Annotated in this window: 13 protein-coding genes; 3 read left to right on the top strand and 10 right to left on the bottom strand. The window is 32.8% G+C overall.

The annotated features are described in order from the left end of the window. Window positions 1-25 precede the first annotated feature (25 nt). Complete coding sequence (locus ACN0TY_RS00140; RefSeq protein WP_236959348.1) at window positions 26-220, top strand: cold-shock protein; 195 nt, start codon at window positions 26-28, stop codon at window positions 218-220. A 71-nt stretch (window positions 221-291) separates the two neighbouring features. Beyond that, window positions 292-486, top strand: coding sequence for a 30S ribosomal protein S21 (rpsU, locus tag ACN0TY_RS00135; RefSeq protein WP_236959347.1), 195 nt, complete (start codon window positions 292-294; stop codon window positions 484-486). A 45-nt stretch (window positions 487-531) separates the two neighbouring features. Here the strand turns inward: rpsU and ACN0TY_RS00130 are convergent, their stop codons facing one another. Beyond that, the gene (locus ACN0TY_RS00130; RefSeq protein ID WP_417443688.1) at window positions 532-1332 is read right to left on the bottom strand and encodes a DUF2797 domain-containing protein; all 801 of its coding nucleotides are present in this window, start codon (window positions 1330-1332) and stop codon (window positions 532-534) included. Between the two features lie 40 nt (window positions 1333-1372). Between ACN0TY_RS00130 and ACN0TY_RS00125 the strand changes: the two genes are divergently transcribed. After that, the gene (locus ACN0TY_RS00125) at window positions 1373-2890 is read left to right on the top strand and encodes a GH3 auxin-responsive promoter family protein (protein WP_236959346.1); all 1518 of its coding nucleotides are present in this window, start codon (window positions 1373-1375) and stop codon (window positions 2888-2890) included. 43 nt (window positions 2891-2933) lie between these two features. Here ACN0TY_RS00125 and ACN0TY_RS00120 read toward each other — a convergent pair whose 3' ends face one another. From ACN0TY_RS00120 to tig, 9 genes are all read right to left on the bottom strand, one after another. After that, window positions 2934-4289, bottom strand: a complete 1356-nt coding sequence (locus ACN0TY_RS00120) for a serine hydrolase domain-containing protein (protein ID WP_417442903.1) — start codon at window positions 4287-4289, stop codon at window positions 2934-2936. Window positions 4290-4368: 79 nt separating this feature from the next. Then, window positions 4369-5406, bottom strand: a complete 1038-nt coding sequence (locus ACN0TY_RS00115) for a dipeptide epimerase (protein ID WP_417442902.1) — start codon at window positions 5404-5406, stop codon at window positions 4369-4371. Beyond that, complete coding sequence (locus ACN0TY_RS00110) at window positions 5407-6822, bottom strand: RagB/SusD family nutrient uptake outer membrane protein (protein WP_417442901.1); 1416 nt, start codon at window positions 6820-6822, stop codon at window positions 5407-5409. 11 nt (window positions 6823-6833) lie between these two features. After that, a complete protein-coding gene (locus tag ACN0TY_RS00105) occupies window positions 6834-10145 on the bottom strand; it encodes a SusC/RagA family TonB-linked outer membrane protein (RefSeq protein WP_236959342.1) in 3312 nt (1103 codons plus the stop codon). 152 nt (window positions 10146-10297) lie between these two features. Beyond that, the gene (locus ACN0TY_RS00100; protein ID WP_417442900.1) at window positions 10298-11260 is read right to left on the bottom strand and encodes a FecR family protein; all 963 of its coding nucleotides are present in this window, start codon (window positions 11258-11260) and stop codon (window positions 10298-10300) included. A 140-nt stretch (window positions 11261-11400) separates the two neighbouring features. Continuing rightward, window positions 11401-11979: an RNA polymerase sigma-70 factor gene (locus tag ACN0TY_RS00095; RefSeq protein ID WP_417442899.1), complete on the bottom strand. Its 579-nt coding sequence runs from the start codon at window positions 11977-11979 to the stop codon at window positions 11401-11403. Window positions 11980-12082: 103 nt separating this feature from the next. Next, a complete protein-coding gene (gene clpX, locus ACN0TY_RS00090; protein ID WP_236959339.1) occupies window positions 12083-13312 on the bottom strand; it encodes an ATP-dependent Clp protease ATP-binding subunit ClpX in 1230 nt (409 codons plus the stop codon). 93 nt (window positions 13313-13405) lie between these two features. Beyond that, window positions 13406-14083, bottom strand: coding sequence for an ATP-dependent Clp endopeptidase proteolytic subunit ClpP (clpP, locus tag ACN0TY_RS00085; RefSeq protein WP_262911755.1), 678 nt, complete (start codon window positions 14081-14083; stop codon window positions 13406-13408). A 90-nt stretch (window positions 14084-14173) separates the two neighbouring features. Continuing rightward, on the bottom strand, window positions 14174-15496 hold the full coding sequence (tig, locus tag ACN0TY_RS00080; protein ID WP_417442898.1) for a trigger factor: 1323 nt from the start codon (window positions 15494-15496) through the stop codon (window positions 14174-14176). Between the last annotated feature and the right edge of the window lie 117 nt (window positions 15497-15613).

Below are 15613 nucleotides of genomic sequence, written 5' to 3'. Positions count from 1 at the left end.
TTATAAAAATTTAAAATATTATACAATGAAAGAAGGAACAGTAAAGTTCTTTAACAGAACCAAAGGGTTTGGATTTATCACAGAAGCTGATACCAATGAAGACATCTTTGTACACGAAAGCGGTTTAATTGATAACATCAATGAAAACGACAAAGTAAGATTTGAAACCGAAAGAGGTAGAAAAGGAATGAATGCAGTTAACGTAGAAATAGTTGACTAAGCATTTAACGAAATAAAACCATCCTCCCAAGGGTGGTTTTTTTTAATTATTAACTATTAAAATACATTACCATGCTTATAATTCCAATAAAAGAAGGTGAAAACATTGATAGAGCCTTAAAAAGATACAAGCAAAAATACAGAAAAACACAGCAGTTGAAAACTTTGCGTAGTAACCAACATTTTACTAAGCCTTCTCAACAAAGAAGAGAAGAAGTTGCAAAAGCTATGTATAAGCAAGAATATCAAAGAAAGTTAGAGGATTAATCTCTAACTTTTTTTTTTGATATTTAATTGAATATAATTCTCCTCTTAAGAAGGCAATACATTTATGGAAACTACTAATCCTTCATTAGATCTTACGTTAAAAACTGTCTGATCTTCAAAAATTAAGTATTGTCCCTTAATTCCTTTTAACTTTCCTTTGTACTCAGGAGTTTTACTTAAATTTAAACTTTTAGGTTTTACAGGATATTCCTTTACAGGGAATTCTATATTAGTTTCAGTATTGTTTTCTATAAAATAGGGTAGCGTTTCTTCTGGGATATATTTTTTTAATTCATCACGGTATTTGGCAAGGTCTTCGTCTAAAATCTCATTTTTAAGCATTTTACGCCAATTTGTTTTGTCAGAAACATGATCTTTTAAGGCTACCTCAGTTATTCCCGCTAAATATCTATTTGGAAGCTCAGCAATTTCTATTGCTTCATGTGCTCCTTGGTCGATCCATCTTGTTGGAACTTGACTTTTTCTAGTAACTCCAACTTTAACACTGCTTGAGTTAGCTAAATACACAATATGAGGCTGTAATTGAGATTCTTTCTCGTAAGCAAGATCTCTATCTTCTATGTCTAAGTGCGCTTTACTTAATTCTGGTTTTAAAATCCAGTCTGCTGCTTTAGGAGTTTCAAAAAAACAACTTTTACAAAAACCTTGTCTGTAAATAGGTTTGTCTAGATGACAAGAAAGGCACTCGAATTTCACAAACTTAATTTCTATGTTTTTATCTAATAATTGATTAAAATTTATGAAGTTGTTTTCAAGAATTAGGTAATAATTTACAGGACTTGTAAATTCTGTTTGCATTTTAGTGAGTACGCCTTCGAACATGATAACTTTTTTTTCATATTTTTATCAAATATAATTTAAATATATGTCAATACCATTATTCAATTCAATTGCCTCTTGGATTTTGAAAAAGCGATTTCATCAGATTGAACTTTTTCTCAAATATCCTAGTGAAGTACAGACAGAAGTGCTTACTCATTTATTAGCAGTTGCTAAAGATACAGAAGTAGGTAGAAAATATATGTTTGGAGAAATTGGTTCATATGCAACCTTTGCCGATCGCGTTCCTGTGGTGCGTTATGAAGATATGGAGCCTTTAATTGAAAGAGTTAGATTAGGAGAAGACAATGTTTTTTGGCCTACTCATATAAAATGGTTTGCAAAGAGTAGCGGTACTACAAATGCAAAAAGTAAATTTATTCCTGTAAGTACAGAATCCTTAGAAGATTGCCATTTTAAGGCAGGAAAAGATATGCTTTCTTTATACTTCAATAATAATGAAGGGTCAAAACTTTTTAATGGAAAAAGTCTACGTTTAGGAGGAAGTAAAGAGTTGTATCACGACCATAATACTTCTTTTGGAGATTTATCAGCAATAATAATAGATAATATGCCATTCTGGGCGGAAATGAGTAGTACGCCGAGTCATAAAGTTTCTCTAATGAGTGAATGGGAACATAAATTATCTGCTATTGTAGAGGAAACCATAAGAGAAGATGTAACGAGCCTTGCTGGCGTGCCTTCTTGGATGTTGGTATTGTTGAATGAAGTATTGGAAAAAACAGGAAAAACGCACCTCTTTGAAATCTGGGAGAATTTAGAAGTATATTTTCATGGCGGAGTAAGTTTTAAACCATATAGAGAGCAGTATGAACGAATATTGCCTAGAAAGAGCTTTAGGTATTATGAGATTTATAATGCCTCGGAAGGGTTTTTCGCTATTCAAGATCGAAACGATTCAAATGAATTGTTGCTAATGTTGGATTACGGAATATTCTATGAGTTTATTCCAATGGATGTTTATGATACACCAAATGAAAAGGTGATTCCGATTTGGGAAGTGGAGCTAGATAAAAACTATGCAATTGTGATAACTACCAATGCTGGTCTTTGGCGTTACCTTATCGGAGATACCGTACGTTTTACTTCCATTAATCCATATCGTATCAAAGTAACAGGAAGAACGAAACACCATATTAATGTTTTTGGGGAGGAAATTATTATTGAGAATGCAGAGCAAGCTCTTCAAAAAGCGTGTCAGAAAACAGGTGCTGAAATAATCGATTATACAGCGGGTCCTATTTTTATGGAAGGAAAAGAAAAGGGAGCTCACGAATGGTTGATAGAGTTCCGGAAGCAGCCCGAAGATTTAGATGTATTTACCGATATTATGGATAATGCTCTTAAGGCATTGAATTCAGATTATGAGGCGAAACGTTATAATAACATCACATTAAATAAACCAACAGTCCATAGAGCTAGAAAAAACCTTTTTTATGATTGGTTGAAAAAATACAATAAGTTAGGAGGGCAACATAAAATACCTAGACTTTCTAGTAATAGACATTATTTGGAAGAATTGTTGGCAATGGATAAAGAGTAAAATTCATCAGAATTAATAAGATTAATTCTGATGAATTTTGTTTTTATATCAGTTTTAGAAGGACTGATATTATTTCACTTTTATTTTTTTCATTATTTTTTAAATAGAATTTTTTAAGGTTGGATAGGTCTTTTTGATCCCACTTCAATTCTTGATTTTTTTCGTACCAAGATTTTATATTGTCAGTCGATAGTTTGCAAATCTCTTTTTCCAATACATTTTCACCTAACAGAGGAGGAACAGTTAGTGCTATGCCATTAGTAACGTATTTATCTATTTCTTTTCGAATAGGAACCATATAAGGACTATTCGTATTATTTAAAATTATAACTACATCTTTTTTATTAATAAAACGTTTGATGTATGATTTATTTCCAGCCCAACTCCCAGTATGATAAATTATTCTATTTTGAGCTGTTGTGTCTGGTATATGCCAGCCAAAGCCATAGTCTGAAGAATCTTTACTAGGTGGGTGAGGTGTGAAAGCTAAAGACTTACTTTTTTCATTTATAAGGGTATTAGTGTGTAGTATGCTGTCCCATTTCAATAAATCATCAATAGAAGTAGATAGCCTTCCAGAGCCAAATCGACCACTTAAAAATCTATAATACTTTTTACCTTGTAATAATTCAGGTTTATCAAAAGAGCATGTCTTAGGATTTAACATATAACCAGGAGCATAATTATTAATATTCCAAATACTATCTCGTTCCAAGAACCCGCTGTTATTCATGTGTCCTGTTTTGAAAAGTTGTTCATCTAAGAATACATCTAAGGTTTTGCCGCTTACTTTTTCTACTATACTAGCTAATAGCACAAAACCTGAATTAGAGTAATGATATTTTTCTCCAGGAGTACTTTCTAAGGGAGGTTTTTGTTCTGTAAAATAGTTCACAATATTTTGGTTGTAAGCTATAGCAGTGGTATCCCATTCTTTTTTAAAATATTCTTCATAGTCTTTTAAGCCGGAGGTATGTGTTAATAAATGAGATACTTTAATTTCCTTATATGGAAATTCATCTCCCAGATATTTATAGGCATATTCGTTAATATTTAATTCATTTTGTTGGGCTAATATTTGGATAGCAGCTGCGGTAAATTGTTTAGAAACCGAGGCTACCTCCATAGCTGTTGATGGTAGGAAAGGAGTATTTAATTTAAAGTTAGCGATGCCATATCCTTTCTTAAAAATAAGTTCACCATCTTTTTTCACGGCAACGGCTCCGTTAAACATCCCTTTGTCAGTAAGTTCAGTAAAAAAAGAGTCTAAAGCAATATCATTGGTAAAAGCGTTCTTGGATTCTACTGTTTTTTTTGTCTCCTTTTTGCATGATGACACAAGAAATAGGAAACTATAAACGGAGAGAATTAAGAGTATGTTTTGAATGTTAAATTTCATTAGTAATTATTTAAACTTGTTTGTAGAAACGTCTCTTTCCTTTGTCCTCTTGAGACTTCTAATCATTCCATACATGGTATTAGTATGCTAGGATTCTGTCCCAATTTGGATTTATAAGTCCGATACCAGGTTTGTTATTTAGATGAATTACGCCTTCTTTAACTGTATGAGCTGTGAAAGGGTCATTTTTGATGCCAAGATTTCCGTCTAAATCTACCCAATCAGCTAGTGCGCCTAATTGTGCAGCAGCACCGATCGCACATGAAGTTTCCGACATGCATCCCAGCATTATTTTTAGATTCATCATTTTGGCAATTTGAGCCATCTTATATGCTTCTCTTAAACCAGTGGATTTCATTAGCTTAATATTGATGCCATGATAAAAATTTGAAGCATTTATCACATCAGGTAAACGTTGAATTCCTTCATCTCCAATTATTGGAAGCGGGGAATGAGCAGCTAGCCATGTAAGGCTATCATAAGAATTTTTTGGTAATGGTTGCTCTATAAATACAGCACCATGTTCTTTTAGCCAATGTACTTTGTCTAAAGCTTCTTCTTTGGACTTCCACCCTTGATTGGCATCAATAAATAGGGGTTTATCTGTAGTTTGACTAATGGTATGAATGATTTCTTTATCATTTTCTCCTCCTAATTTAACTTTTAGATATTTAAATTGACTAGCCTCCTTTACACGTTCTTTTATAATATCAGGAGTGTCAATCCCTATCGTTTTGCTGGTAGAAAGATTTTCTTTTCTTAATCCAAAATAAGAATGCAGTGGAATTTTAAGCAGTTGACCTATTAAATCGTGAAGAGCTATATCAATCGCTGCTTTTATAGCGACATTTTTAGGTGCTACATTATCAATATATGTTAATATGTCTTCAGCATTAAAAGGGTCTTTAAAAGGAGACAGATCTATTTTCTTTAAAAAGCTTATTGCTGTTTGAAAGCTCTCTCCATATAATGGAGGCATAGAGGCTTCTCCATAGCCAATATAGTTAGCAAACGTTAATTGAATTAGGATTGCTGGGGTGCTAGTTCTAGCACCCCCTGCAATTCTAAAGACATGTTTTTTTTCTAAATTATATGTTTTGTATAATAATGAGAGCATTTAATATCCTGGGTTTTGAGGCTTTATATTTGGATTAGCATTAAGCTCGTCTAATGGTATTGGAAGAATGAACTTGTCGTTCGGATAGGATGCATCAATAATGTTCTCTCCTTGTATAATTTGTATATCTTTTTTATTTCTATTAAGATCGAACAATCTATTCCCTTCAAATGCTAGTTCTTTTCTTCTTTCCTCAATTACTTTATCAATTAGGGCTTGCCCTGTTTCTGTTACGTCTATTGCATTAGGGTTTGCACGTCTCATTATGGTTTCTAAGTCTGTTTGTGCTTTTTCATATTCATTGTTTTTGGCATATGCTTCTGCACGAATAAGATATTGCTCTGCAAGACGTAAAATTCTAATGTTGTCTGTATATTGTGTTCCTTTTGGAAATTTATATACAAACAGGGCATCATCTTCAGCTCCTTGTTTAGAGCCTTCTGTTATAGCGGTTTTCCTAACGTCGTTTTCGTCGTAACTGCTATACAAATTTGGTGTCACTAAAGCATCAGCATAACCACTTGGATCAAAATAATGACCTAAGCTGTTGGTGCCTTCGTTATCGGCAATGGTATTAATGATTTCAAAGATTGATTCACTGTTAAATTCACTTTCCCAAATATCATTATAGTTTTCATTAGAAATTAATGAGTAACCACCTTCTGCAATAACTTCCGAACTATATTTTATAGCATTGCTGTAGTTATCTTGATAGATAGCTACCCTTGCCGCTAAAGCTTTAGCAGCGTATTTAGTAAATCTTCCATCGTTATTTGTTGATGTCATATTTAAAATGGCTGTGCTTAGGTCATTATTTATCTGGGCATAAACTTCGCTTACTGTATTTCTCTTTGGTGAGATATTTTCATCAGTTGAAGTACTTACAATTGGAACTCCGAGGTGATCTGCATTGGCAGTAAAGTTATATGGTTGTGCAAATAAACGGCTTAAATCAAAATGTGCTAATGCTCTAATTGCATAGGCCTCACCAATTAATTGATCAATCTCTTTTTGTTGTTCTGGAGTTGTAGATTCTAATTTCTCACCTCCATTAATAGCTTTTGTAGCATTAGCTATTACTTCATAGATTGCATTCCAAGTATCTTCGACATAAGAATTCTCTTCATTTACTATAAAATTATCGAAGTCCAAGTACCTTCCTGTGTTTCTAGAGCTTAGATATAAATTGTCTGCCATTAACTCTGGAATTACATACATGCTTCTACCGTAATATGCATCGCTTTGAAGTTTGCTATACACACCATTAATTGCGGTTTGTAGTGTTTTAATATCTGTAACAGCATTTTCGGAAGGGACATTCTGTTCAGGATCGATGTCTAGAAAATCGCTACTACATGCCGTAAGTGCTATTATAGCACACAAGCAAATAATTATATTTTTTATATTGATTGTCATGTTTTTTGTTTTTAGAATGAAAAGTCTATACCGAATAAAAATTGCTTTGAAATAGGAATTCTTAAGTCAGATTTACCATTAACTCCAACCTCAGGATCCATTTCAATTTTTTTATCTTTTACCCAAGTGAGCGTATTTGTTCCTTTTATATAAAACCTAAGATTGCTAATGTTTAGTTTATTGGAGATATCTTCAGGAAGAGAATATGAAAAAGTAATATCACGAAGCCTCAGATAAGTTCCATCGTATAGAAATCTAGAAGAATGTTGGCTCGAGCTACCAGATTGATCATTACTCCATACAACTTTTGGAACATCTGTAATGTCGCCGGGCTCTTGCCATCTGTTTTCATATATATTACGAGTCATATTACCTCTATCGTTAAGTCCTGCACTACCATCACTATTTGTGTATCTTCCCCAATAATCATAAACCTGATTTCCATAATTCAGATAAAACATAAATGATAAGCTAAAGTCTTTATAGCTTAAAGTGTTGGTAAGTCCAGCATAAAAATCTGGAAGTGCACTTCCTTGTGCATAAGGATTTGCTTGACTATATTCATTGGTGGTTTGTGTTTCTGTGCCATCTGTGTACCATAATGCATCACCAGTATTAGGGTCTACTCCAGCATATCCAGGCATATAAAAGGTGTAAAAATCTCCTCCTACTTCTCTAATGTATTCGTCGCCAATAATAGGCTCATCAGAATCTAATTTAGTAATCTCGTTATTATTTGAAGTATAGTTAAAGCTAGTAGACCAATTAAAACCATCTGGGTTTTCTATATTAACTGTATTTAAGGCAAACTCCCAACCTGAATTCTTCATTTCTCCAATATTTTCTAGGTAACTCGTAATACCATTAGTAGCAGAAATAGGTACTTCGAATAATAGATCGGAGGTTGTTCTTGTATAATATTCTACTGTTCCACTTATTCTATTTATAAAGTTGAAATCCATACCAACATTAAAGGGTTTATTTTTCTCCCAAGTAAGTTGTGGATTAGACTGTTGGCTGTAAGCATAACCTGGACTTCCATTATAATCTTCCCCAGTTTCATAGAGTCCACGTGATGCAAAGTTTGCAATTTCTTGATTTCCGTTAACTCCATAGCTACTTCTCAGTTTTAATTGCTTTATGAAGTTTTGGTTTTCCATGAATTTTTCAGAGCTTATATTCCAAGCCAAACCGACAGAACCGAAGTTAGCATAGCGTACATCTGAACCAAACCTTGATGAGCCATCCCTTCTCGCTGTTAAATTCACAATGTATCTATTCATCAATGTATAATTGGTATTGAAGAAGTATGAAATTATTGATGATGAACTTTTACTGCTTGAAGCGCTTTCATAAACTGAAGCATTTTCGAGAGTTGTTAATCCTGGTGCTCCATAATTGCTTGCGTTTGCGTAGACATCACTTTGGTCTATTTTTTGGGCTTCTTGTCCTAATATAAAGTTCAGGCGGTGATCGTTATTTATTTCCCAATTGTATTTTAATAGATTGGTAATATTGTAGTTTAAAATATTATTATCATAAGCTGTTCCTTCGCCACCTTTATTTCGTGCTACTCCAAAATCAGGATTGTTGTACTCAAACTCGTTAGCTAAGTTGAAATCAACATTTCCTTTTGTCTCAAAGCTTAAATTGTCTGTAAATTCATAGGTAAGCCCTAAGTTCCCTTGGATGCCATATAATTTTGTTTCTCTAATATCCTCATTAACAAGTCCTACAGGATTGTATGTTAATAATATATCTGTATTGTAAGAGCCATCTTGATTATATACAGGCTCCCATGGAACAGTTCTATAAATAGCTCTAACTGGATTCGCAGCATTACCACCATCTTCATTTGTGTTTATTTTCTGATTGCTAACAGAAACGCCCATGTTGATTTTTAGTTTATCAGTAGCTTGGTGTGTCACGTTTAATTTAGCATTTAACTTTTTGTAGTCAATGCCAATGATGACTGCTTTTTGGTCGAAATACCCTAATGAAGCATAAAAACTAGTTTTTTCTCCTCCACCGCTAGCGCTTAGGTTATATTGATTGTATTCCCCATCTCTAGAAATAACATCTAACCAATCTGTATTTACAGTTCTATCAATTCTACTATATATATAATCTTCTGCTTCTTGTTGAGTATCACCAATATTTACTCGCCCTTCAACAAGGAGTTCGGAAAGTTCATTGGTATTTAATGGTTTATTATGATCTCTTACAATCATACTACTTACTCCATATTGAGTACTAGCATCAAATTTTGTTTTCCCAGATTTCCCTCTTTTAGTGGTAATCAAAATAACTCCATTTGCACCTCTAGAACCATATATTGCAGTAGCAGATGCATCCTTTAAAACAGTAATAGAAGCAATGTCTTTAGGGTTTATTCCTGCAATAGTGTTAGAACTAGTTGCAATCCTTGATATGTTACCAGAAACAACAGGAATTCCATCTACTACATATAAAGGGTCAGAATTAGCATTTATAGATCCAATTCCTCTAATTCTAATATCTGGAGCAGCTCCTGGTTGACCGCTTTGAGTTGAAATTTGTACACCCGCAACATTTCCTTGAAGTGCTTCTTGAAAAGAGGGGAGCGGAGAGTTTTCTACTTTGTCAACATCAACATCAACAGCAGCACCAGTATAAGAGGATTTGCTTTGTGTGTCGTATGCTACAACTATTACTTCACTAAGTTCATTCGCATCAGATTTGAGTGTTACATTCAGATTAGAATTAGGACCATCAATGCTAACTTCTTTGGTTTTTAAGCCAATGTAGCTAAAAACTAAAGTGCTTTTTTTATCCGTAGAAATGCTGAAATTACCATCAAAGTCGGTCTGTGTTCCTGTAGAAGATCCCTTTACGACTATGTTAACACCTGGCAATGGGACGCCACTTTCATCATGAACTGTACCTGAAATTTCAATTTTGTCTTGTAGTAAAGAAGTGATTAAAGTATTAGAGCGTGAGATTTTATTATACGAGTCTTTATTTGATGAATTAGTAAGCTCAAAATCCTTAGCTAATACAATGTTATTATTCATTAACTTATACTTAAAGTCAGTATGTTTTAACACATTATGCAGTACATCGTCAATATCATTACTTGTTATGGTTGTGTTAACTTTTATCTGCTCATTAATTATTGAGTTATTATAGAAGAAAACATAATCAGTTTGTTTTTCTATATTTAATAAAACTTCTTTAAGTTCAGTGTCTTTATAGTTTAAACTAATAGTTTGTCCATATAAATCACTACTGGAAGCTGAAATCTCAACGATAGTTAGACAGAGAATTAATAGGTAGATCTTCATGATGCGAAAGAGTTTTCTGGAGGAACAATGTTTGCATAAAAAATGCTTGGCATTGTTTTGCTTTTTTTTCATAATTTTAAATGGTTTTTAATGTTAGATTAATTCTGACAGATTTTACTATAAAGGAGGTGCGGCAACACCTCCTTTATTCTCTATCTTTTTCTGAAAATTATTTTCTGATTTTCTATGTCATAATTGTATTCAATTGGTGATGAGGTTTTTATTATTTCTAATACTTCTTGTACTTTATTATTTCTCATAAATTTCCCTGAGAAAGAATAGTTTTTTATTGAAGGGTCTTCTATTGTAATGGTAACATTATACCATCTTTCTAGGTCTTTAATAACTTCACTAAAGGAGGTGTTGTCGAATGTTAATATACCATTTCTCCATGATGTTGATTTCTGTGTGGAGACATTCTTATAAAGAGCTATTGTTTTTCCTGTTTTATTAAAAACCACTTTTTGTTTTGGTTTTAGAGTGACTTCAGGAATAGATTTATGTCGTTTGTATATTTCTACTTTTCCAGAGAGTAGAGTAGTTTGTGCGGTAGGATCATTATCATATGCTTTTACATTGAATGTAGTACCAAGAACTTTTACTTTAAAACCTTGTTCTGTATCTACAATAAATGGCTTTTTTTCATTTCTAGCTACTTCAAAGAAAGCTTCGCCAAAAAGTTTGACAGTTCTATCTGATTCATTAAAGCTTGAAGTAATTATTAATTTACTATCGGAGTTGAGTTGTATCTTACTACCGTCTTTTAAAATGAATTCCTTTTGTTCGCCAATTCCAGTGGCATAATATTCTTCTTGCGTAAAGATGTTATCAGATTTGCTGCTTAAGAAAATAGCTGAGCTAGTTAAGATTAGAATAGTTATTGCTGCTGCTATTCGATATGAATATTTTCTTATGCTTATTCTCTTTTTAAATCTTTTGTATTGATTAGGGATGTCAATATTATTTTCGTCATCAAATCTAGCAACGTAAATTGCTTTAATTTCATTGAATTTTTCCTTGCTTTCTTTTGATGAATTTATCCAATTAATAACTTCCTTTTTGAAAGTTTTATCACCTTTATTTTGAATAAATTTTATTAAGCTTTTCTCGTCCATATACTAATAAAACGATTCAACTTAAAAATACCCTAACGCATAAATGTTAAATTTTTAATTTTTGTTTAGATATTTCTGCAAACAATTGTCTTATTTGAGGTGTTAGGTGAATTTTGGTATAAAGTATTAAGGCTTTAGCTTCATAGAAAGAAGCCCATGTATTCTTGTAGTTCATGTCTTAAAAACTTTAAAGCTTTTGTAATTTGTGCTTCTACAGTTTTTTGTGATATACTTAATTCTTCTGCGATTTCTTTATGTTTGAGACCATTAAAGCGGCTTTTAATAAATATATCTTTGCAGACAGGAGGGAGTTGTTCAATTAATTGGTTTACCTTATCGTGTAATTCTTTTTCAATGAGTAATAGGCTCGGGTTGTCCTGTAATGACTCTTGATTGATGAGGTTTATCTCACTTTCAATTTGATTTTTATACTGACTTTTTATTTTCTGATGTTTTAAATAATCTAAGCATTCATTCTTTACAATAGCAAAAAGATATGCGTTTAAATTGATGTCAGTAGAGAGTTTATGCCTTTTTTTCCAGAGCTTGTAGAATGTGTTCTGAACGATCTCATTAGCGTCTTCATCATTGTTGATGTACTGGCATGAAAAATAGTGTAATTTTTTGAAGTATAGATTGAAAAGGGCTTCATAAGCAGTTTCCTTACCTTTTTTCAGTTGTTGAATAAAAAAAGAATTATTTATGCTAGTTGTTCCCAAATCGTTGTAAAGTTATAGCACAAGATATATTTTTTAAATCAATAAAACAATCAAGCCTCCATTGAGGAGGCTTGATTGTTTACTTAATATGGAGATTTCTACTTTAAGAAGCTGCTTTTAATTTGTTTACAGCAGTCTTATTTAATTTCTGCTCAACATATTCTTTATCAACTACAAGTTCTTTTTCTTCTGAACTAGGAAGGTCAAACATTGCATCGGTAAGAATAGATTCGCATAAAGATCTTAATCCTCTAGCTCCCAATTCGTATTCAATAGCTTTTTCAACAATAAAATCTAAAGCTTCATCATTAACTTTAAATTCGATATCATCCATTTCAAACAGTTTTGTGTACTGCTTAATAATAGCATTTTTAGGATCAGTAAGAATCGATCTTAATGTTTTAGCATCTAATGGTTCCATGTAGGTAAGTGCTGGAAGTCTCCCTATAATCTCAGGGATTAATCCGAACTCTTTTAAATCCTTTGGAATAACATATTGTAATAAGTTATCTCTATCTACCATGTCTTTTTTAGCAACACTGTAACCTACAGCTTGCATATTCAAACGCTTAGAGATATGTCTGTTTATTCCGTCAAAAGCACCACCGGCAACAAATAAAATGTTTTCAGTATTCACTTCAATAAACTTTTGATCTGGATGCTTTCTTCCTCCTTTTGGTGGAACATTAACTACGGTTCCTTCTAAAAGTTTTAGTAAAGCTTGTTGTACTCCTTCTCCAGAAACATCTCTTGTGATAGATGGATTATCGCTTTTACGAGCAATCTTATCGATTTCATCAATAAAAACAATTCCTCTTTCTGCTTTTTCTAAGTTGTAGTCTGCAGCTTGCAGTAATCTTGTTAAGATACTTTCTACATCTTCACCAACATAACCTGCTTCTGTAAGTACAGTAGCATCTACAATTGCCAACGGAACATTCAACATCTTGGCAATTGTTTTTGCCATAAGTGTTTTTCCAGTTCCAGTTTGTCCAACCATGATAATGTTACTCTTTTGGATCTCAATATCATCTTGAGATGCCGGCTGAAGTAATCTTTTGTAGTGGTTGTATACAGCAACCGACATTACCTTTTTGGTAGCATCTTGACCAATAATATATTGATCTAAATAAGATTTAATCTCAGCTGGTTTTTTTAAAACCAATTCAGAGGATAATTCGGTATTCTTAGATTGTTGCGATTCTTCTATAACTATTCCATGTGCCTGCTCAATACAGCGATCGCAAATATGGGCATCTAAACCTGCAATAAGCAAGCTAGTTTCCGGCTTTTTACGACCACAAAATGAACATTCTAAATCTTCTTTCGCCATTGTGTTTCTTTTGTGAAAATACAATCTTGGTATTTTCTATTTAAAAATAGTCTTTAAATATTTGTCTATGCTTGTTGCTTAGATTTTTAAAAACTAGCTATTTCTTACTAATACTTCATCAATCATTCCATAGGCTTTAGCTTCTTCAGCTTTCATCCAGTAATCACGATCACTATCTTCTGTAACTTTATCCATAGATTGTCCAGAGTGTTTTGCGATTATCTCATATAATTCTCCTTTTAACTTAAGGATCTCACGTGCTGTAATTTCAATATCACTAGCTTGTCCTTGAGCACCTCCTAAAGGTTGGTGGATCATAACACGGCTATGAGGTAGAGCAGAACGTTTTCCTTTTTCTCCAGCACATAATAATACAGCGCCCATAGAAGCAGCCATTCCTGTACAGATTGTAGCTACATCTGGCTTGATATATTGCATAGTATCATAAATTCCAAGACCAGCGTAAACACTTCCTCCTGGAGAATTGATATAAATCTGAATATCTTTAGATGCATCTGCACTTTCTAAAAATAATAGTTGAGCTTGGATAATGTTTGCAACTTGATCGTTGATGCCAGTTCCCATAAAAATGATTCTGTCCATCATTAATCTAGAAAAAACATCCATTGAAACAGCGTTTAATTGACGTTCTTCTATAATATTTGGAGTAAGTCCCACTGGAGTCATAGCGCTTACAATTTTATCGTAATACATGCTATTTACACCTCTATCTTTTGTGGCAAATGCCTTAAATTCTTTTTCGAAATTCATAAATTTTAATTACTGTTTTTTTAGTACGTAAAAAGGCGTTAAAACTTACAGTTTAACGCCTTAAAGATACTTAAATTATTTTAGAAGGTTTTATTCGTAAACTTCTTTAACAAAGTTTTCGTATGTTACTTCTTTAGTCTTTAAATTCGCTTTCTCTTTGTATAGATTCACTAATTTTTCGCTCATTATCTGTTCAGATAATCTTTTAGCTTCTTCTTGGTTAGAAAGAACACGACCAGAAATATTCTCTAATACTTCTTCATCAGGATCTTGTTGTCCAAATTGAGCCATTTGCATACGAACATATTTCTTAGCAAATTCTTTCAATTCGTCATAACTTACTTGAAGATCATTGTTGTTAATGATTTTACCTTCTATAAGTTGATATCTCAATCCTTTTTCAGACTTAGCATACTCTTCACTTGCTTGCTCATCTGTAAGGTTGTTCTCTCCTGTAGCTTGAATCCATTTTGTTAGGAATTCTGCTGGAAGATCGAATTTAGTGTTTTCAACTAGGTGTTCTGTAATGTCGTTAAGAAGTCTTTGGTCTGCTTGTTGAGCAAATTGCTTTTCAGCATCTTCTTTAATTTTAGCTCTCATTTCTTCTTCCGAAGTAACAACACCTTCTCCAAAAAGCTTGTCGAATAACTCTTGGTTTAATTCTGCAGCTTCTCTTAAGTTAGCTTCTTTGATAGTGAAAGTAACTTCGATATCTAAGTCGTGAGCCTCATCATGTTCAACTTTTAAGAAGTTGATTAAATCATGATCATCATTAAAAAGTCCTTTTGTTTTAAGCTCTAGCGTGTCTCCAGCTTTAGCTCCAACAAATTTGTTTAGGTTTCTTTTTCCTTTAACTTTATCTAAAGTAAGTGTAACTTCATTTTCAAGTTCTCTTTCTTCATTTTTGAAAACTCCTGTAACTTCACTTTCTTCAGTAACTTCGTCTTGAGAAACTAGTTTACCGTATTGTTTTGCAATTCTTTCTACTTGCTCGTCGATCATTTTATCGTCGGCAATGATATGATATTGTGTAATTGCTTTTTTAGTTTTTAAGTCAACATCAAAAGCAGGAGCAAGACCTAATTCAAATTCAAAAGAAAAATCTTCAGCGTCCCAATCTAAATCATCCTGAGCTTTTGGAAGTGGATTTCCAAGCACGTCTAATTTTTCTTCAGTTAGGTACTTGTTTAGAGAGTCTTGTAAAAGTTTATTTACCTCATCTACTAAAACAGCTTTACCATACTGTTTTTTTACTAACCCCATAGGAACATGTCCTTTTCTAAAACCAGGAATGTTTGCCGTTTTGCGGTAGTCAGTTAAAATTTTATCTACTTTATCGCTGTAATCTTCTTTTGTAATAGCAACTTTTACTATTGCGTTTAAATCGTCAATTTGATCTCTTGTGATATCCATTCTCAAAAAATATTTAATAGCCCGTAAATGGGCATGCAAAAGTAAAACATTTTCAAAAGCTAACCAAGTTTTTAAAAAGCTGAAACACAAATTATTGAATTTTACATCATAAGATGG

It is taken from the genome of Joostella sp. (assembly GCF_048266025.1).
Classification (GTDB): domain Bacteria; phylum Bacteroidota; class Bacteroidia; order Flavobacteriales; family Flavobacteriaceae; genus Galbibacter; species Galbibacter atrarenae.
The sequence above is the reverse complement of the archived record's forward strand: the minus strand, read 5'-3'. Positions and strand labels throughout refer to the sequence as shown.